This window comes from Ramlibacter aquaticus (assembly GCF_015159745.1).
In the GTDB taxonomy this organism is placed as follows: domain Bacteria; phylum Pseudomonadota; class Gammaproteobacteria; order Burkholderiales; family Burkholderiaceae_C; genus Ramlibacter; species Ramlibacter aquaticus.
This window is the reverse complement of the sequence record NZ_JADDOJ010000008.1, coordinates 1-19,201: the sequence shown is the minus strand read 5'-3', so window position 1 is coordinate 19,201 and position 19,201 is coordinate 1. Positions and strand designations below refer to the sequence as shown.

At 72.1% G+C, this 19,201-nt stretch carries 17 protein-coding genes and 1 pseudogene; 11 read left to right on the top strand and 7 right to left on the bottom strand.

The features are described 5' to 3' along the window. Positions 1-65: 65 nt before the first annotated feature. From efp to IM725_RS03315, 6 genes are all read left to right on the top strand, one after another. A complete protein-coding gene (efp, locus tag IM725_RS03340) occupies positions 66-620 on the top strand; it encodes an elongation factor P (protein ID WP_193779157.1) in 555 nt (184 codons plus the stop codon). A 205-nt stretch (positions 621-825) separates the two neighbouring features. Then, positions 826-1,539: an ABC transporter ATP-binding protein gene (locus IM725_RS03335; protein WP_193779156.1), complete on the top strand. Its 714-nt coding sequence runs from the start codon at positions 826-828 to the stop codon at positions 1,537-1,539. A 7-nt stretch (positions 1,540-1,546) separates the two neighbouring features. Next, the gene (locus IM725_RS03330; protein ID WP_193779155.1) at positions 1,547-3,904 is read left to right on the top strand and encodes an ABC transporter permease; all 2,358 of its coding nucleotides are present in this window, start codon (positions 1,547-1,549) and stop codon (positions 3,902-3,904) included. A 2-nt stretch (positions 3,905-3,906) separates the two neighbouring features. After that, a complete protein-coding gene (locus IM725_RS03325; RefSeq protein ID WP_193779154.1) occupies positions 3,907-5,118 on the top strand; it encodes an efflux RND transporter periplasmic adaptor subunit in 1,212 nt (403 codons plus the stop codon). A gap of 102 nt (positions 5,119-5,220) precedes the next feature. Continuing rightward, on the top strand, positions 5,221-6,009 hold the full coding sequence (locus IM725_RS03320) for a heme-dependent oxidative N-demethylase subunit alpha family protein (RefSeq protein WP_193779153.1): 789 nt from the start codon (positions 5,221-5,223) through the stop codon (positions 6,007-6,009). Between the two features lie 40 nt (positions 6,010-6,049). Then, on the top strand, positions 6,050-6,913 hold the full coding sequence (locus IM725_RS03315; protein WP_193779152.1) for an LOG family protein: 864 nt from the start codon (positions 6,050-6,052) through the stop codon (positions 6,911-6,913). 30 nt (positions 6,914-6,943) lie between these two features. Here IM725_RS03315 and IM725_RS03310 read toward each other — a convergent pair whose 3' ends face one another. The 7 genes from IM725_RS03310 to IM725_RS03280 all read right to left on the bottom strand — a co-directional run bounded on the left by IM725_RS03310 (position 6,944) and on the right by IM725_RS03280 (position 14,018). After that, the gene (locus tag IM725_RS03310; protein ID WP_193779151.1) at positions 6,944-8,107 is read right to left on the bottom strand and encodes an MFS transporter; all 1,164 of its coding nucleotides are present in this window, start codon (positions 8,105-8,107) and stop codon (positions 6,944-6,946) included. Then, entirely contained in the window at positions 8,104-9,441 is a 1,338-nt protein-coding gene (locus IM725_RS03305) for a DNA recombination protein RmuC (RefSeq protein ID WP_407692496.1), read from the bottom strand. Before IM725_RS03305 ends, IM725_RS03310 begins: the two co-directional genes overlap by 4 nt. Before the next feature lie 4 nt (positions 9,442-9,445). Continuing rightward, positions 9,446-10,429: a 2-hydroxyacid dehydrogenase gene (locus tag IM725_RS03300; RefSeq protein ID WP_193779150.1), complete on the bottom strand. Its 984-nt coding sequence runs from the start codon at positions 10,427-10,429 to the stop codon at positions 9,446-9,448. 18 nt (positions 10,430-10,447) lie between these two features. Further along, positions 10,448-11,803, bottom strand: a complete 1,356-nt coding sequence (locus IM725_RS03295; RefSeq protein WP_193779149.1) for a sodium:proton antiporter — start codon at positions 11,801-11,803, stop codon at positions 10,448-10,450. A 114-nt stretch (positions 11,804-11,917) separates the two neighbouring features. Continuing rightward, positions 11,918-12,646, bottom strand: a complete 729-nt coding sequence (locus IM725_RS03290; RefSeq protein WP_193779148.1) for a nitroreductase — start codon at positions 12,644-12,646, stop codon at positions 11,918-11,920. After that, positions 12,643-13,092, bottom strand: a complete 450-nt coding sequence (locus IM725_RS03285; protein WP_193779147.1) for an acyl-CoA thioesterase — start codon at positions 13,090-13,092, stop codon at positions 12,643-12,645. The genes IM725_RS03290 and IM725_RS03285 overlap by 4 nt, the downstream gene beginning before the upstream one ends. After that, positions 13,089-14,018, bottom strand: coding sequence for a histone deacetylase family protein (locus IM725_RS03280; RefSeq protein ID WP_193779146.1), 930 nt, complete (start codon positions 14,016-14,018; stop codon positions 13,089-13,091). The genes IM725_RS03285 and IM725_RS03280 overlap by 4 nt, the downstream gene beginning before the upstream one ends. A gap of 191 nt (positions 14,019-14,209) precedes the next feature. On the opposite strand from IM725_RS03280, the gene IM725_RS03275 reads away from it, so the two are divergent. The 5 genes and pseudogenes from IM725_RS03275 to IM725_RS03255 all read left to right on the top strand — a co-directional run. Continuing rightward, the gene (locus IM725_RS03275; RefSeq protein WP_193779145.1) at positions 14,210-14,758 is read left to right on the top strand and encodes a phasin family protein; all 549 of its coding nucleotides are present in this window, start codon (positions 14,210-14,212) and stop codon (positions 14,756-14,758) included. Positions 14,759-15,012: 254 nt separating this feature from the next. Beyond that, positions 15,013-15,771 carry a 3-hydroxyacyl-CoA dehydrogenase gene (locus tag IM725_RS03270; RefSeq protein WP_193779144.1) on the top strand — a complete coding sequence of 253 codons (759 nt, stop codon included), beginning with the start codon at positions 15,013-15,015 and terminating at the stop codon, positions 15,769-15,771. A 4-nt stretch (positions 15,772-15,775) separates the two neighbouring features. Then, positions 15,776-17,755 (top strand): gamma-glutamyltransferase family protein, encoded by a 1,980-nt coding sequence (locus tag IM725_RS03265; RefSeq protein WP_193779143.1) that lies wholly within the window; start codon positions 15,776-15,778, stop codon positions 17,753-17,755. Between the two features lie 68 nt (positions 17,756-17,823). Then, complete coding sequence (locus IM725_RS03260) at positions 17,824-18,849, top strand: amino acid ABC transporter substrate-binding protein (protein ID WP_193779142.1); 1,026 nt, start codon at positions 17,824-17,826, stop codon at positions 18,847-18,849. Continuing rightward, positions 18,849-19,201 (top strand): annotated as a pseudogene (locus tag IM725_RS03255) (amino acid ABC transporter permease); the annotation flags it as partial. The gene IM725_RS03260 and the pseudogene IM725_RS03255, both read left to right, overlap by 1 nt.

Sequence of the window (19,201 nt, the reverse complement as noted above, 5' to 3'; positions counted from 1 at the left end):
CCGGGACGGCTCGGAAAAAGGTTAGAATAAGAGGCTTTGCTTTCCCGAGCCTTCCGAGTCGCACCATGAAAATCGCCCAAGAGATCCGCGCCGGCAACGTCATCATGCAGAACAACCAGCCCTGGGTTGTCCTGAAGACCGAGTATTCCCGCGGGGGCCGCAACGCGGCGACCGTGCGCATGAAGCTCAAGTCCCTGCTGAACAACCAGGGCACCGAAGTCGTCTACAAGGCCGACGACAAGATGGACCAGATCGTGCTGGAGAAGAAGGACTGCACCTACTCCTACTTCGCCGACCCGATGTACGTCTGGATGGACCCCGAGTACAACCAGTACGAGGTCGAGGCCGAGAACATGGGCGACGCCCTGAACTACCTCGAGGACGGCATGACCGCCGAGGTCGTGTTCTACGAAGGCAAGGCCATCTCGGTCGAACTGCCCACCAGCATCGAGCGCGAAATCACCTGGACCGAGCCCGCCGTCAAGGGTGACACCTCCGGCAAGGTGCTCAAGCCCGCCAAGATCTCCACCGGTTTCGAAATCGGCGTGCCGATCTTCGTGAACCAGGGCGACCGCGTCGAAATCGACACCCGCACCGCCGAATACCGCCGCCGCGTCTGAGGCTGCACGCCTGAGGCCGGCCACCGCCCCTGGGCGGCGTCCGCCCTCTGCCATGGGGCGGCGCCTGACCTGATCGCCGCCCGCCTGTCCAGGGCCCCGCAAGGGGCCCTTGCCATTGGTGGCGCGGCTTTTCCCGCGACGCTGCGGGCCCGTCCCGATTGAGGCAGGTCAAGCCCCACCGGGCCTGCCGGTGCAAGATGCCGGGATGGAGCCTGCCGCAGCCGTCCTCCACCTGCATGGCGTCAGCAAGGTCTACGGGTCTGGCGACGGCGCGGTGCGGGCCCTGCGCGAGGTCGACCTGGACGTGGCGCCTGGCGAGTTCGTGGTGCTGCTGGGCGCGTCCGGCAGCGGCAAGTCCACCCTGCTGAACATCGTGGGCGGGCTGGACCGGCCGACCGCCGGCGAAGTCCGCTTCCGCGACCACCGGCTGGACGGCGCCTCGGACGCCGACCTGACGCGCTACCGGCGCGAGCACGTCGGCTTCGTCTTCCAGTTCTACAACCTCATTCCCAGCCTCACGGTGCGCGAGAACGTGGCCCTGGTCACGGACATCGCCGCCGACCCCATGCCCGTGGACGAGGCCCTGGGCCTGGTCGCGCTGGGCCACCGGGCCGACCATTTCCCCTCGCAGCTCTCGGGCGGCGAACAGCAGCGGGTGGCCATCGCCCGGGCGATCGTCAAGCGGCCCGAGGTGCTGCTGTGCGACGAGCCGACCGGCGCCCTGGACTACGGCACGGGCAAGCTGGTGCTGGAGGTCATCGCGCGCATCAACCGCGAGCTGCACACCACCGCGGTCGTGATCACGCACAACGCGGCCATCGGGCAGATGGCCGACCGCATCGTGCGGCTGGCCGACGGGCGCATCGCCAGCGTGGAGCGGCCGGCACGGCGGCTCACGCCGTCGGAGCTGTCCTGGTGAGGCGGTCATGAAGGCCCTGGACCGCAAGGTGCTGCGCGACCTGCGCCTGCTGTGGAGCCAGGCCATCACCATCGGGCTGGTGGTCGCCAGCGGCATCGCCGGCTTCGTGGCCTGCCTCTCGGCCGTGGATTCGCTGCAGGCCGCGAGGGAAAGCTTCTACGCCCAGGCCCGCTTCGCCGACCTGTTCGCCAGCGTGAAGCGCGCGCCCGACAGCTTGGTGCAGCGGCTGGCCGCGCTGCCGGGCGTGGCCGCGGTCCAGCCCACGGTGGAGGCGGCGGCGCGGGTCACCCTGGCGGACTCGCCCGACCCCGTGATCGGCCAGCTGATCGGCCGCGACGCCCGCCAGGCCCAGGCCCTGAACCGCGTCTCGCTGCGCTCGGGCCGCTGGCCCGAGCCCGGCGCGCGCGAGCTGGAGGCGGCGGTCTCCGAGGGCTTTGCCATCGCGCACGGGCTGCGCGCCGGCGACCTGGCCCAGGCCCTGGTCAACGGACGGCAGCGGCCGGTGCGCATCACCGGCATCGCCCTGTCGCCCGAGTACATCTTCGGCGGCCTGTGGGGCATGCCGGACCTGCGCGCCTTCGGCGTCTTCTGGGTCGACCGGGATGCGCTGGCGGCCGTGCTGGACATGCGTGGCGCCTTCAACCACGTGGCGCTGCGGCTGGCGCCCGGCGCCTCGCCCGCCGCCGTGGCGGACGCGGCCGGCCGCCTGCTCGCGCCACTGGGCGGCACCCCCGTGCACGGGCGCGACGAACAGGTCTCGCACGCCATGCTGGACAACGAGATCCACGAGCAGCAGGTGCTGGGCACCGTGCTGCCGGCCATCTTCCTGGCCGTCGCCGGCTTCCTGCTGCACGTGGTCACGGCGCGGCTGGTGGCCACGCAGCGCGAGCAGGTGGCCGCGCTCAAGGCCCTGGGCTACGGCAACCGGGCGATCGCCCTGCACTACCTCAAGCTGGTGCTGCCCATGGTGCTGGGCGGCTTCGCGCTGGGGCTGCTGGCCGGCGACCAGCTCGGGGCCGGGCTGATGGGCCTGTACGCAGAGGCCTTCCGCTTCCCGCTGCTGCAGCACCGGCTGGCGCCGTGGCTGGCGGCGACCGGGCTGGCCATCGTCGCCCTGACCGCCGTGGCCGGGACCCTCACGGCCATCGCGGCCACGGTGCGCCTGTCGCCGGCCGAGGCCATGCGCCCGCCGGCCCCAGGACGCTACCGCCGCGCCCTGCTGGAGCGCCTGCCGGGCCTGCGGGCGGGAACGGGCCTGCGCATGATCCTGCGCAACGTGGAACGCCGCCCGCTGCGCAGCGGCCTCACCGTGGCCGGCATCGCGCTGGCGGTCGCGATCGTGGTCATGGGCAACTTCTTCCGCGACGCGATCGAGCTCATCATCCACGCCAACTTCGACCTCGCCATGCGCGGCGACCTGGCCGTGTGGACCACCGAAACCGTGGACGCCTCGGCCCGGCGCGAGCTGCTGCGCGTGCCGGGCGTGCTGCAGGTCGAGGCCGGCCGCAGCGTGCCGGTGCGCCTGGTCCATGGGGCGCGCTCGCAGAAGGCCCAGGTGGAGGGCTTCGCCGACCCGGCCCTGCTGCGCCGCATCGTGGACGTGGACCTCCAGCCCGCGACGCCCGGGCGCGACGGCCTGGTGCTGACGGACCGGCTGGCGGAAAAGCTCGGCCTGCGGGTGGGCGACACGGTCACGCTGGAGGTGCGCGAGGGCCGGCGTGAAGTGCGCCAGGTGGTGCTGGAGGGCACGGTGCGCGACATGATGGGCCTGAACGCCTTCATGGAGCGCGAAGCGCTCAACCGTCTCCTGGGCGACCCGGACGTGGCCAACGCCTTCACGCTGTTCGTCGAGCGCGGCCGGGTGCGCGAGGTCGTGCAGGCCACGCAGGGCATGCCGGGCGTGGCCGGGGTCTTCAGCAAGGCCACGCTGCTGCGCAACATGCGCAGCATCACCGCCCGCAACATCCTGGTCATGAGCGCGATCCTGACCGGCTTCGCGGTCGTCATCGCCGTGGGCGTGGTCTACAACAACGCCCGCATCGCCCTGGCCGAGCGCAGCTGGGAACTGGCCAGCCTGCGCGTGCTGGGCTTCACGCGCGGCGAGGTGTCGGTGCTGCTGCTGGGCGAACTGGCGCTCTCGATCGCGGTGGCAGTGCCGCTGGGCATGGGGCTGGGATGGCTGCTCACGCACGGTCTGGTGGACCTGATGCGCAACGACCAGTTCCTGTTCCCGGTCGACATCCAGCCGCGCACCTACGCCTGGGCGGCGCTCGCGGTCGCCTGCGCGGGGGTGGCCAGCGCCCTGGTGGTGCGGCGGCGCATCGACCGGCTGGACATGGTGGCGTCCTTGAAGACGAGGGAGTAGAGATGGACGAAGACAGCAAGCCCCGCCCGGCACGGCGATGGGCCTGGGCCGCGGCCGCCGCGCTGGCGGCCGCGCTGGCACTGGCCTGGGCCTTTGCGCCCAGCCCGGTCGCGGTCGAGGCCGCCGCCGTGACGACCGGGCGCTTCGAGCGCAGCGTGGAAGAGGACGGGCGCACCCGGCTGAAGGAGCGCTTCACCGTGTCGGCGCCGGTGGCGGCGCGCCTGCAACGCATCACGCTGCGCGAGGGGGACCGGGTCCGGCGCGGCGACGTGGTCGCGGTGCTGCTGCCGGTGATGCCCTCGCTGGTGGACGAGCGCAGCCGCGCCGAACTCGAGGCGCGCCTGGAGGCCGCCCGCGCCAACCTCGACGGCGCCCGGGCCCGGCTGGCCCGCGCCCGGGTCGCCCAGCGCGAGGCGCAGCTCGAGCTGGAGCGCAGCGAGAAACTGGCCCGCGACGGCTTTGTCGCGCCCTCGCGGCTGGCGTCGGTGCGCCTGGCCCTGGACGCCGCGCGCCGCGAGATCGAAGCCGCCGAGGCCGCGCAGGACCTGGCGGGCCACGAGCGCGACCAGGCCCAGGTGGCGCTGCGCCCGGCCGACGCCGGCATCGTGGCCGGCAAGCCGCTGGCCCTGCGCGCACCGGTGGACGGCCTGGTGATCAGGCTGGCGGTGCAGAGCGAGGCCACCGTCCCGGCCGGCGCGCCGCTGATGGACCTGGGCGACACCGCCCGCATGGAGGTGGTCTCGGAGCTGCTGACCACCGAGGCCGTGCAGGCCGCCCCCGGCACGCGCGCCGTCATCGAGCGCTGGGGCGGGCCGCCCGTGGAGGGGCGGCTGGTCCGCGTGGACCCGGGCGCCTTCACCAAGGTCTCGGCCCTGGGCATCGAGGAGCAGCGCGTCAACGCCGTCATCGACCTGGTCGACCCGCCGCCGGCCTGGCGCAACGTGGGCGACGGCTTCCGCGTCGCCGTCCGGCTGGTCACGCAGGCCGTGGACGGGGCGACGCTGGTGCCGGTGGGCGCCCTGTTTCCGCAGGGCGAGGGCCTGGCCGCCTACCGCATCGAGGGGGGCCGCGCCCACGTCCAGGCGCTGCAGGTCGGCGGCCGCAACGGCAGCGTCGCCTGGGTGAAGCAGGGGCTGGCCCCGGGCCAGCAGGTCGTCGTCTACCCGCCGCCCGGGGTGCGCGACGGCGGCCGGGTCAGCGTCACGCCGCCCTGAGGGGCCCGGCGGGCCGCCCCGCATCGCGGCGGCCCTGCACGCCCGCTGCATCGCGGGCTCCTGGGACCACGGCACACGGCACACGGCAGAATGGCCTGCGTCATGACCGGCCTGGACCTGCTCACCCTCCCCGTCCCCTTCCGCATGCAGCCCGGCCTGCGGCGGCTGCCCGCCGGCGACCCGCAGCTGGTGCCCCTGCAAGCGGGCAGCCGGCTGTGGGCCGAGAAGCAGGCCGTGTTCGAGGCCGGGCGCTCGCGCTTCATGCGACCCGGCTTCGACCCCGGTCCCGCGCTGGAGGCCATCGCCGGCCGCCTGCCCGGCCACGGCGCGGGCCTCGCGCCCGAGCTCGCCTTCGAGCAGGACTTCGCCGTGCTGGACGGCGCCGACGGCACGCTGCCCTGGCTGGCGGTGTGCGTGCCTTCGCACTGGGCGCCCGAGGAGAAGATCGGCCTGGACTTCGCCACCCTGCACGGCCCGGTGGCCGACAACGCCGCGCTGGTCGCCGCCACGCGCGGCCTGGTGCAGCTGGCCACGGGCGGCGAGTGCTGGGAGCGCTGGGTCTGGACGGTGAGCCCGTCCCCGCGCTATGACCAGCACCCCGGGCGCCACCCGCGCGAACCCTGGCCCGAGGCTGCCGAGCCGGCGGAATTCGCGGCGCGCTGCTGGTGGCGCACCGAACGGCAGAGCTTCTTTCCCGTGGGGCGGGGCACGCGGCAGGCGGTGTTCGCGATCCACGTGCAGCTGGCCCCGCTCACGCAGGCGGTGGCCGACCCGCTGCGCGCCCGGCGCCTGCACGACAGCCTGGCCAGCATGTCGCCGGCCGTGCTGGCCTACAAGGGGCTGGCGGCGGCGCAGCCGCGGCTGCTGCAGTGGCTCGCCCGGATCAGCTGAGCCGGCCCACGGCCCGGCGTGCAGGGCCCAGAATGCAGCCATGCCTTCGACAAGAAACATTCACGACCCTCGCCTGGCGGACGCCTGGGCCACGCTGCAGGCGCACTCCACGCGCGGCCTGCCGCTGGACCCCGACGCCAGCCGGCTCGCCTTCGCCGACCCGGAATTCCTGCTGCGCCGCGAGACGCGCGGCATCCGCTTCCAGCTCGAACTGCTGAAACCCGACCTGGAGCAGCAGGCGCACGGCATCGAGAACACCATCGTGGTCTTCGGCAGCGCCCGCTTCCGCAGCGAGGAAGAGGCTGCTGCCCTGGTGGTGGCGGCCGAGCAGGCCGGCGACGAGGCGCAGCTGCGCCGGGCCCGCGCGCTGGCCCGCAACTCGCACTACTACGAGAAGGCGCGCGCCTTCGGCCGCATCGTCACCGAGTACAGCGCCAGCCGCCAGCCCGACGACCAGCTCTTCATCTGCACCGGCGGCGGCCCCGGCATCATGGAGGCCGCCAACCGCGGCGCGCACGAGGCCGACGGCATCAGCGTGGGCCTGTCCATCGCGCTGCCCATGGAAGAGAGCGCCAACCGCTACATCACCCCGGCGCTGTCCTTCCGCTTCCACTACTTCGCGCTGCGCAAGATGCACTTCATGATGCGCGCCAAGGCCCTGGTCGCCTTCCCGGGCGGCTTCGGCACCCTGGACGAGCTGTTCGAGGTGATCACCCTCGTGCAGACGCGCAAGGCCAAGCAGGTGCCCATCGTGCTCTTCGGCAGCGAATACTGGAAGAAGCTGGTGGACTTCGAGTTCCTGGTCGACGAGGGCGTGGTCTCGCCCACCGACCTGGACCTGGTCCAGCATGCGGACACGCCGGAACAGGCCTGGGCCATCATCCGCGACTTCTACCAGCTCTGAAGCCTCCGCCGGGCGCCCCGCCCGCCTCGCTCAGTGCGCGCGGGCGCCGCGGCCCAGGCCCAGGGCCAGGCGCGTGCCCAGGCCGACCACGCCGCCCACGATCCAGAACACGCCAGCGATGCCGATCACGCTGCCGGCCGCCCCGAACAGCATGGGCATGGCCACGCTGGACGCGTTGATCGCCATGATGCGCATGGCCACGGCCTCGCCGTGCCGGTGCTCGGGGGTGATCTGGTGCAGCGTGCTCATGATCATCGGCTGCACGCAGCCCAGGGCCGCGCCCAGCAGCACGGAGCACAGGCCCATGCTGAGCGCCACGTTCATGAGCGGGTAGATGGCGAACAGCGCCGCCGTGGCCGCCATCGCCGCGGTGACCACCACGGCCTCGCGCACGCGGGCCGCCACCACCGGCAGCGCCACCCGCACCAGAGTCGCCGCGACCGCGAAGGCGCCCAGGATGGAGCCGATGACAGAGGCCGACAGCCCGCGCTCGTGGCCCAGCACCGGCACCACCAGGGTGTGCACGTCCCAGCACGAGGCCAGGATCCAGTTCACGAACAGCAGGCGGCGGAAACCCGGCTCGGCGAGCAGGTCCCAGGCCCGGGCCCGGCCCTGGCCGGGCGGCACGGCCACGGGCGGCAGGTCGGTCGCGCGGCGCACGAAGAACCAGCACAGGAGCGGCAGCAGCGCCATCAGGCCGAAGGCGAGACGGAAGCCGCCGTGGTCGATCGCGAGGCCGGCCGCCAGCGGCCCGATGAAGTTGGAAATGGCCGGCCCGATCGCCAGCCAGGAGAACACCTGCTTGAGCTCGGTGGGCGAACTGGCGGCCCGGCCCACGTGCCGCTGCAGCGAGATCACCGCCCCGCCCGCCGCCCCGCCGGTGAGCAGCGCGGCCAGGCACAGCACCGGGAACACCGGGAAGGCCGCCGCCAGACCGGCGCCCAGCACCGCGGCCGTGACGCAGATCGCCATCGGCCGTCGCAGGCCGTGCCGGTCGGCGTAGCGGCCCGCCGGCAGGGCCAGGAACACCTGGGTGAGCGCGAACAGCGCCAGCAGCGCGCCCACCGCCGCCTCGCCGTAGCCGTCGCGCAGCGCCAGCAGCGGCACCGCCATGCGGGTGCCCGCCATGCAGGCATGCAGGAAGACCTGGCCGGCGATCAGGCGGGGCAGCTCGGCGCCGCGCGGGCCGCTCATGCCAGGCCTTCGTCCCCGTCGGCCAGCGGCGGCAGCAGCGCCTGCGCCTGGGCCTCGGGCAGGGCTTCCACCACCTTGAGCGCGCGCTGCATCTGGCGCGTGCGGGTGTCGGCGGTCTCCAGCGTCTTGGCGGCGCGGTCCACCTGGTCGCGGATCTGCCCCACCCACTTGCCGTAGCGCTCGAACTCGGTCTTCACCGCGCCCAGCACCTTCCACACCTCGGAGGCCTGCTTCTCCAGCGCCAGGGTGCGGAAGCCCATGTGCAGGCTGTTGAGCATGGCCAGCAGGGTCGTGGGCCCGGCCAGCGTGACGCGGTAGTCGCGCTGCAGGCCATCCATCAGCCCGGGACGGCGCAGCACCTCGGCATACAGGCTCTCGATCGGCAGGAACAGGATCGCGAAATCGGTGGTGTGCGGCGGACAGAGGTAGCTGTCGCTGATGGACTTGGCCTCGCGCTTGACGGCCTGCTCCAGCGCCCGGGCGGCGATGTCGGCGGCCGCCGGGTCGGCCCGGTCGTGCGCGTCCAGCAGGCGTTCATAGTCCTCGCGCGGGAACTTGGCGTCGATCGGCAGCCACACCGGCGCGCCGTCCTCGCTGCGGCCGGGGAAGCGGATCGCAAAGTCCACCCGCTGGTTGCTGTTGGGCTTGGTCTCGACCTGGCGCTCGAACTGCTCGGGCGTCAGCACCTGCTCCAGCAGGGCCTCCAGCTGGACCTCGCCGAAGATGCCGCGCGTCTTCACGTTGGTCAGCACGCGCTGCAGGTCGCCCACGCCCTGGGCCAGGCTCTGCATCTCGCCCAGGCCCTTGTGCACCTGCTCCAGCCGGTCGGCGACCTGCTTGAAGCTCTCGCCCAGGCGCGTCTCCAGCGTGGCCTGCAGCTTCTCGTCCACCGTCTGGCGCATCTCGTCGAGCTTGGCGGCGTTGGTCTGCTGCAGCTGCGCGAGCTGCGCGTCCAGCGTCTCGCGCACCTCGGCCAGGCGCCGGGCGTTGGACTCGCCCAGCGACTGCAGCTGCATCGCCAGCGTGTCCGACAGCGTCTTCTGCAGCAGCGTGAGCTGCTGCGCGAAGGCGTCGATCTGGCTGTTCTGGGTGCGCGTGGCCTCGGCCGCCTGCTTGACGATGGCCTCCTGGAAGGTGGCCAGGGCCTGCAGGGTCTCGGTGCGCGCCCCGCGGGAGGATTCGCTGATCTCGCGCCGCAGCTCGCGCTCGATGCGCTCGTTGGCCGCCAGCAGCTCCTGCCGCCCGGCCTCGTTCGAGGGCGGCTTGCGCAGCAGCAGCATCACCGCGACGGCCAGCGTGGCGAGCGCCAGCGCGATGAGGATCCAGGTCTCCAAGGCTTCAGGCCCCCAGCACTTCGGGGTTGAGCGGGTTCACCGGCTTGCCGTGCACCAGGAAGCCGATCAGGTTGTCGGCGGCCAGCTCGGCCATGGCGCGGCGCGTGGGCACCGTGGCGCTGGCGATGTGCGGCGTGAGCACCACGTTGGGCACGGTGAGCAGGTCCGGGTGGACCTTGGGCTCGCCCTCGAACACGTCCAGGCCCGCGCCGGCGATGCGGCGCTCGCGCAGCGCCTTCGCCAGCGCGGCGTCGTCAACGATGCCGCCGCGCGCCACGTTCACCAGCGTGGCCGTGGGCTTCATCTGCGCGAGCTCCTTCTCGCCGATGGCGTGGTGCGATTCGGGCGAATAGGGCAGCACCAGCACCAGGTGGTCGGCGTCGCGCAGCAGCTCTTCCTTGCTGACGTAGCGGGCCTTGCACTCGGCTTCCTTGTCGGCGGAGAGCCGCGAGCGGTTGTGGTAGATCACGTTCATGCCGAAGCCGTGCGCGCCGCGGCGGGCGATGCCCTGCCCGATGCGCCCCATGCCCAGGATGCCCAGCGTGGCGCCGTGGATGTCCGAGCCGGAGAACATGTCGAAGCTCCAGCGGTCCCACTGGCCTGCGCGCAGGTAATGCTCGCTCTCGGTCACGCGGCGGGCGATGGCCATCACCAGCGCGAAGCCGAAGTCGGCGGTGGTCTCGGTCAGCACGTCAGGGGTGTTGGTGCCCAGCACCCGGCGGGCAGTCATCGCCGCCACGTCGAAGTTGTTGTAGCCCACCGCCATGTTGGCGCAGATGCGCAGCTGCGGCGCGGCGGCCAGCACGTCGGCGTCGATGCGGTCACCGCCGGTGGTGAAGGCGCCGACCTTGCCGGCGATGCGGCGGCACAGCTCGGCCTTGTCCCAGCGCGCGTCGGCCTGGTTGTGCTCGACCTCGAAATGCTGCTCGAGCCGGGCGATGGTTTCCGGGAACACGGCCCGGGTGACGAGGATGGAGGGCTTGCTCATGGGCACTGCACTTTCGGTTCAGATGAAGAAGTAGGTCATGACGAGGAACAGCGGCACCAGGATGGCGCCGGACCAGGCCATGTAGCCGAAGAAACTGGGCATGGGGACGCCGCGCTCCTGCGCGATGGCCTTGACCATCATGTTGGGCGCGTTGCCGATGTAGGTGTTGGCGCCCATGAACACCGCGCCGGCCGAGATCGCGGCCAGCGTGGGCGCGTGGGCGCTCATGAGCTGCTGCGCCTGCCCCCCTGCGGTGTTGAAGAACACCAGGTAGGTGGGCGCGTTGTCCAGGAAGGAGCTGAGCACGCCGGTGGCCCAGAAGTAGGCGGCCGGGCTGGGTGAGCCGTCGGCATTCGTCACGGCCGCGACCACGGGCGCGAACGGGCCCTGCAGGCCGGCGCGCAGCATGGCGATCACGGGCGCGATGGTCAGGAAGATGGCGGCGAACAGCTTGGCGACCTCGGCCATGGGGCCCCAGCCGAACTGGTTGTCGGCGTGCACGCCGGCGGGGGTGATCCACAGCGACAGCAGCAGCACCGCCAGCAGCCCGAGGTCGCGCACCAGGCCGGGCAGGTCCAGGTGCACGCCCGCCAGGTCCAGCCCGGCGTCGGTCTTCCACAGGCCGCTCATGAGCACCAGGCCCACGATGGCGGCCAGCAGCCAGAAATTGCGCGCACCGTCGAAGCCGATGCGCGGGGTGTCGGGCGTGGGGTCGCGGGGCAGCAGATCCTCGTGGCTGTACCAGTGGCGGTCGATGAGCCAGAACAGGATAAGCAGCGAGCCGACCAGGAACAGGGTGTCCGGCAGCAGGTGGGACACCGTCCAGAAGAAGGTCACGCCCTGCAGGAAGCCCAGGAACAACGGCGGGTCGCCCAGCGGGGTCAGGGAGCCCCCGGCGTTGGAGACGATGAAGATGAAGAACACGAAGACGTGGGCCTTGTGGCGCCGGTTGTCGTTGGCGCGCACCAGCGGGCGCACCAGCAGCATGGACGCCCCCGTGGTGCCCATGAAGCTCGCCAGCACCGCCCCCACCGCCAGCACCGCGGTGTTCAGGCCCGGGCTGCCGTGCAGGTTGCCCCGGACGTGGATGCCGCCCGAGACCGCGTACAGCGCGGCCAGCAGGATGACGAAGGGAAGGTACTCCTCCAGCAGGGCGTGCAGGAAGGCATGCGAGGCGGCACCGTTGCCGAAGCGGGCGGCGAAAGGGAGCAGGAAGGCCAGCGCCCAGCCGGCGGCGATCTTGCCGTAGTGGTGGTGCCACAGGCGCGGGGCCAGCAGCGGCAGCAGCGCGATGGACAGCAGCAGCCCCGCGAAGGGGATCCCCCAGGCGACCCCGAGACGGGTGCCATCGAGGGTCAGGGGGTCTGGAGCCATCAACCCTCGAGCATACCTCGCAGGCTGGCGAATCCCGCTGCGGGGATGCCCTCGGGCGCCGGAATTTTTAGGCCCGTGCCGACCGGGCACCGGCCCGGCGCCAGCAATGCCGCTTCAGTCGTGGAAGCGGGTGAAGTTCGCCACCGGCTCGCGGGGGGTGTGGAAGCGGTTCACCAGCGCGGACTCGTCCGCGAAGCCCAGCGCCATGCCGCAGACCAGCATCTCGCCCTCCCCCGCGCCGATGTGCTGCATCACGAGCTTCCAGTAGTTGTTCCAGGCCGCCTGCGGGCAGGTGTGCAGGCCGCGCGCACGGGCCGCGACCATGATGTTCTGCATGAAGGCGCCGCAATCGAGCAAGGCGCCCCGTCCCATCACCCGGTCCACGGTGAACATCAGGCCCACCGGCGCGTCGAAGAAGCGGAAGTTGCGCTGGTGCTGCGCATGCATCTTCTCCTTGTCGCCCTTGGTGATGCCCAGCAGGCCGTACAGGCCCCAGCCGTTCTCGCGCCGGCGGTCGATGTAGGGCGAGACCCACTGGCTGGGGTAGTAGTCGTATTCCTCCTGGTACTCGGCGGCCAGGGCCGGGTTGTCGCGCACCGCATCGTGCGCGGCGCAGACCTTCGCGACCAGCCCGTCGCGGCTGGCGCCGGTGAGCACGTGGACCTTCCAGGGCTGGGTGTTGGTGCCCGAGGGGGCGCGGCTGGCGACCCGCAGGATGTCCTCGATGGTGGCGCGCGGCACCGGCGTGGGCAGGAAGGCGCGGGTGGAGAAGCGGCTCTCGATCGCCGCGTCCACGCTGGCGGGGTCTTCGATGCGGGTGCTGACCTGGGAGGCTGTGCTCATTGGAGTTCTTCAAGGACGGTTTGCAGGGCGGCGGGCAGCGGCACCGGGCGGCGGCTGTCGCGGGCGACGTACACATGGACGAAATGCCCGCAGGCCGCCGCAAGCGGCTCGCCCCGGGCGAACAGGCCGACCTCGTAGCGCACGCTGGAGCGCCCCAGGTGCGCCACGCGGATGCCGGCCTCGATGTCCTGCGGGAAGGCCAGCGAGGCGAAGTAGTTGCACTGCGTTTCCACCACCAGGCCGATGGTGTCGCCGCCGTGGATGTCCAGGGCGCCGCGTTCGATCAGGTGCGCGTTCACCGCGGTGTCGAACCAGCTGTAGTAGACGACGTTGTTGACGTGGCCGTACACGTCGTTGTCCATCCAGCGCGTGGTGATGGTTCGGAAGGCCTTGTAGTGGCTGCGCGGTCGGGGTTGCGGCTTGGGGGTGGGGCTCGGCTCGCTCATCGCGCCCGATTCTGCCAGCGCCGCGCGTACTGCAGCGCCACGCGGAAGGTGTTGACCTGGGCCTGCACCGTGTCCTCGATGCGGTGGCCGTAGCCGCCCGCCATGGCGAAGGCCAGCGGCAGGCCGCGCGACCAGGCCCAGTCGAAGACCCGCCGGTCGCGCGCCTCCAGCCCGTCCCAGCTGAGCTTGAGCCGGCCCAGGCGGTCGCCCTCGTGCGGGTCGGCGCCGGCCAGGTAGATCACCAGGCCCGGGTCGAAGCGGGCCGCCAGTTCGTCCAGCGCCCGCTCCAGCGCCTGCTGGTAGGGCTCGTCGGTGCAGCCGTCGGGCAGTTCCACGTCCAGGTCCGAGGCCTCCTTGCGGAAGGGGAAGTTCTTCTCCCCGTGCAGGGACAGTGTGAACACGCTGGGGTCGCCCTGGAAGATGCGCGCCGTGCCGTTGCCCTGGTGCACGTCCAGGTCGACGATGGCCACCTGCAGGGGCCGCCGCCGGGTGCGCGCCCATTCGGCCTGCATCAGCCGCGCCGCCACCGCGGCGTCGTTGAAGACGCAGAAGCCGCCGCCCTTGTCGGGGTAGGAATGGTGGGTGCCGCCGGCGATGTTGGCGGCGATGCCGTCGCGCAAGGCCGCGCGGCAGGCGCTGATCGTGGCCCCCACCGAGCGTCGCGCCCGGTCGGCCATGGCCGGGCTCCAGGGGAAGCCGATCTCGCGCAGGATGCGCGGGTCCACGCTGCCGTCCTGGATGCCGGCCACATAGGCGGGGCTGTGCACCAGCGCCAGTTCCCCGTCCGTGGCCGGCTCGGCCTGTCCGAGCTCGACCTCCGGCAGCTCAGCCGCGAGCCGGTCGCGCAGCAGCCGGTACTTCTCCATGGGAAAGCGATGGCCCTGCGGCAGGGACAGAACGTACTGGGTGGCATAGAAAACCCGCATGCCCGCATTGTCGGGGCCGGGCGCCGGCCCCCGTTTCTAGGCAGGAATTCCTAGAATGTTGCATCGCAACAAAAAGGGCTTGCAATCTCCGGCCGGCTCCGTACAATCCGAACCATGCTGCACTGCAACATGGGCTGAAGAGCCCGGGCGGAGCGGCTCTATCCCAACCCTCAATGATTGGAGAAACCGCAATGCTGACCCCCGAACAACTGATCGCTTCCCAGAAGGCTTCCGTCGAAACCCTGTTCGGCCTGACCGCCAAGGCTTTCGAAGGCGTGGAAAAGCTGGTCGAGCTGAACATGACCGCTTCCAAGGCCGCCCTGGCCGAAGCCGCCGGCACCAGCCAGGCCCTGCTGTCCGTCAAGGACGCGCAAGAGCTGCTGGCCCTGCAAGCCTCGCTGTTCCAGCCCCTGGCCGAGAAGAGCGCCGCCTACAGCCGCCACCTGTATGACATCGCCTCCGGCACCGGTGCCGAGTTCACCAAGGCCATCGAAGCCCAGGCGACCGACATGCAGAAGAAGGTACTGTCCGTGGTGGACAACGCCGCCAAGAACGCCCCGGCCGGCAGCGAAACCGCCGTCGCCGTGTTCAAGAGCGCCATTGCCGCCGGCAACAACGCCCTGGAATCCGTGCAAAAGGCCGTGAAGCAGGCGACCGAAGTGGCCGAAGCCAACTTCAACGCCGTCGCCAACCAGGCCGTGACCGCCACCAAGGCGACCACCGCCCGCGCCAAGCGCTGAGCCCCGGCGGGTGCGGCACCCTTCGCGGGTGCCGCCCCTTGAATTCCGGACGCCCGGGCCGATATCCCAGGTATCGGGACGGACGTCCCCCAAGTTGTCTCCTCGGGTCCTTCGCAACCCTCACGGGTTCGGGATCCATTCAGCCCCGGTGCATGCACCGGGGCTTTTTTCTTGGGCGCGCCGGCCCGCGGGGCACCCTGCGGCCGGGGTGATAATGACGTTTACGTCAACGTCAATCACCATCAGGAGAACGCATGGACATCCAGGGCAAGGTTTTCATCGTCACGGGCGGGGCCTCGGGCCTCGGCGAGGGCACGGCTGACATGCTGGCCGCCGCCGGCGCCAAGGTCGTCATCGCCGACATGCAGGTCGAAAAGGGCGAGGAAGTCGCCCGCCGCCTCGGTGGCGCCTTCGTCAAGTGCGACGTGAGCAACGAGGCCGATGGCCAGGCCGTGGTGGCCAAGGCCCAGTCCATGGGCAAGCTCATGGGCCTGGTGAACTGCGCCGGCATCGCCCCGGCCGAGAAGACCGTGGGCAAGACCGGGCCGCACAGCCTGGCCGTCTACACCAAGGTCATCATGGTCAACCTGGTGGGCACCTTCAACATGACCCGCCTGGCGGCCGACGCCATGAGCAAGAACGAGCCCGAAGCCACCGGCGAGCGCGGCTGCATCATCTCCACCGCCTCGGTCGCGGCCTACGACGGCCAGATCGGCCAGGCCGCGTACAGCGCCTCCAAGGGCGGCGTGGTCGGCATGACGCTGCCCATCGCCCGCGACCTGGCGCGCAACGGCATCCGCAACATGACCATCGCCCCCGGCATCTTCGGCACGCCCATGATGTTCGGCATGCCCAAGGAAGTGCAGGACTCGCTGGCCGCTGCCGTGCCCTTCCCCTCCCGCCTGGGCACGCCGCAGGACTACGCCAAGCTGGCCAAGCACATCTTCGAGAACGACATGCTCAACGGCGAGGTGATTCGCCTCGACGGCGCGATCCGCCTGGCGCCGCGCTGAACGCATGAGGCGCAGGGCCCCGCCGCGCTGGCTGGCGGCCGCGGCCTGCGCGGCCCTTCTGGCCGCCTGCACATCGGCGCCCCGGGCGCCGGCCGGGGCGGAAGGCCGCCTGCCGGCCCCGGCCGGCGCCGCGCTGTCGCCCGCCGCGCCGGTCACCGCCCCCGCGGTGGGCCCGGCGAGCGCCCCCCGCGCCGAGCAACCCGAAGTCGCCTCCGGCTGGACCCCGCAGCCGCTGCAGCACTTCCGCCACTTCGCCATCGCCAGCGCCCATCCGCTCGCCTCACAGGCGGGCGCGCAGGTCCTGCGCGAGGGCGGCAACGCCGTCGATGCCGCGATCGCCGCGCAGATGGTGCTGGCCCTGGTCGAGCCGCAGTCCAGCGGCCTGGGCGGCGGCGCCTTCCTGCTGCTGCACATGGACGGCCGCACGCTGGCCTACGACGGGCGCGAGACGGCGCCCGCCGCCGCCGACGAGCGCCTGTTCCTGGACGCCGCCGGCCGGCCCCTGCCCTTCCACGAGGCCCTGGTCGGCGGGCGCGCCGTAGGCGTGCCCGGGGCGGTGGCCATGCTGGCCCAGGTGCACCGTGAACACGGCAGGCTGCCCTGGGCCCGGCTGCTGGCGCCCGCGATCCGGCTGGCCGACGAGGGCTTCGCGCTGAGTCCGCGCCTGCACGCGTCCCTGCTCGCCGACGGCGACCTGCGGCGCGACCCGGTGGCCGCGGCCTATTTCCTGGCGCCGGACGGCAGCCCCTGGCCGGTGGGCCACAGGCTGCGCAACCCCGAGCTGGCCGCGGCCCTGCGGGCAATCGCCCGCGAGGGCGCCGCCGGCCTCATGAGGGGCGAGTTCGCCCAGGCCATCGTGCACGCGGTGCGCAGCCATCCCACCAACCCCGGCCGGATGACGCTGCAGGACCTGCGCGATTACCGCCCCCAACGCCGCGCGCCGCTGTGCTTCGACCACCGGGCCCTGCAGCGCGTGCTGCGCCTGTGCGGCATGGGGCCGCCCTCCTCGGGCGCGATCACGGTGGGGCAGATGCTGGGGCTGCTGGCTGCGGCCGAGGCCGAGGCGGGCACCGCGCCACGCATCCCGCTGGCCGATGCCGAGACGACTCCCAGGCCTGGAAGCGGCGCGCCGCCCGCGGGCGCGACGGCCCCCGCCAGCACGGTGGCCGCCCTGCACCGCTACGCCGAGGCCTCGCGGCTGGCCTTCGCCGACCGGGCCCAGTACATCGCCGACCCGGCCTTCACCGAGCCGCCGCCGGGCGGCTGGGACGCGCTGCTCGCGCCCGCCTACCTCGCCACGCGCGCCGCGCGCATCGGCACGGCGCGCATGCCCTCGCCGGTGCCCGCCGGCGAGCCCGGCGCGCAGCGCTCGGCCTACGCGCCCATGGCGGCCCAGCCCGAGCACGGGACCTCCCACCTGTCCGTGATCGATGGCCAGGGCAACGCGGTCGCCATGACCACCAGCGTGGAGGCCGCCTTCGGCGCCCGCATCATGGCCAACCGCGGACGCGGCCTGGCGGGCGGCTTCCTGCTCAACAACCAGCTCACCGACTTCAGCTTCGCGCCGCGGGGGGACGACGGCCGCCCGGTCGCCAACCGCGTGCAGCCGGGCAAGCGGCCGCGCTCGTCCATGGCCCCCACGCTGGTGCTGGACCCCGCCACCGGCGACGTGCTGGCCGCCACGGGCAGCGCGGGCGGTCCCTTCATCCTGCACTTCGTCACCACGGCCTTGCGCGGCGTGCTCGACCAGGGGCTGGCCCCGGACCAGGCCCTGGCGCGCCCCTGGCTGGGCACCATCGGCGGCGACGAGCTCTACGTGGAACGCGGCCGCTGGCCCGCGCCCACCCTGGATGCGCTGCGGGCCCTGGGCCATCCGGTGCGCGAGATCGGGCTGCCCAGCGGCACCCAGATGCTGCTGCGCGAGCCGGGCGGCATCGCCGCGGCCAGCGACCCGCGGCGCGAGGGCGCGGCCGCGGGCGAGTGAAGCACGACGCCGCGCAAGCCTTTAAAGTCGGCACCTTGGCAACCTGGACGAGCCGGAGAACACCGACAATGAAACTGAAGAACTTTGCAACGGCCGCCGCCCTGCTGGCTTCGGCCTTCGTGCTGCCCGCCCATGCGGGCAAGACCCTGGACGCGATCAAGCAGCGCGGCCAGCTGGTGTGCGGCGTGAGCAGCGGCGTGGCCGGCTTCTCGCAGGCCGACAGCAAGGGCGAATGGGCCGGCCTGGACGTGGACTACTGCCGCGCCGTCGCCGCCGCCGTGCTGGGCGACGCCAGCAAGGTGAAGTGGGTGCCGCTGGTGTCGCAGCAGCGCTTCGCGGCGATCCAGTCGGGCGAGGTGGACATCCTGTCGCGCAACACCACCTGGACGCTGACGCGCGACGCCTCGCTGGGCCTGGAGTTCGTGGGCATCACCTACTTCGACGGCCAGGCCTTCATGGTTCCGGCCAAGTCCAAGCTCAAGAGCGCCAAGCAGCTGAAGAACGCCACCGTCTGCGTGCAGTCCGGCACCACCACCGAGAAGAACCTGAGCGATTTTTCGCGCGCCAACGGCCTGAACCTCAAGCCCGTGGTGTTCGAGAAGTTCGAGGCCGCCAACGCGGCCTACTTCTCCGGCCGCTGCCAGGCCTACACCACCGACGCCTCGGGCCTGGCCTCGGTCCGCGCCAAGGAGGCCAAGAACCCCGCCGACCACGTCATCCTGCCCGAGCTGATCAGCAAGGAGCCGCTGGGCCCGGCCGTGCGGCGCGGCGACGACGAGTTCTTCACCATCGCCAAGTGGGTGCTGTTCGGCCTGGTGGAGGCCGAGGAATACGGCATCACCCAGGCCAACGTGGACAAGCTGGCCCAGGACACCAAGGACCCGGCGATCGGGCGACTGCTGGGCACCACCGAGGACACCGGCAAGCTGCTGGGCCTGGACAAGGCCTGGCTGGCGCGCGCCGTCAAGGCCACCGGCAACTACGGCGAGATCTTCGAGCGCAACGTGGGCCCCAAGAGCCCGGTCGGCCTGCCGCGCGGCAGCAACAACCTCTGGTCCAAGGGCGGCCTGCAGTACGCGCCGCCGGTGCGCTGATGGCGATCCCGCCGCGCCCGGCGCCGCGCGGCGCGGGCACGGCGCAGCGGCGCGCCCGCCTGCGCGCCTGGGCCTGGCAGGCGTTGGTGCTGGCACTGGTGGCCGCTGGCGTGGGCGCGCTCGCGATGCTCACGCTGCACAACATGCGCCTGCGCGGCATCCAGGGCGGCTTCGGCTTCCTGGCCGATCCGGCCGGCTTCGACATCGGCGAGGGCTGGGTGCCCTTCGACGCCTCGCAGCCCTACTGGAAGGCCTTCCTCGCCGGCGTCGCCAACACGCTGCGCGCGGCCGTCGCCGGCATCGTGCTGTGCACCGTCTTCGGCGTGGCGCTGGGGCTGGGGCGGGTGGGCCG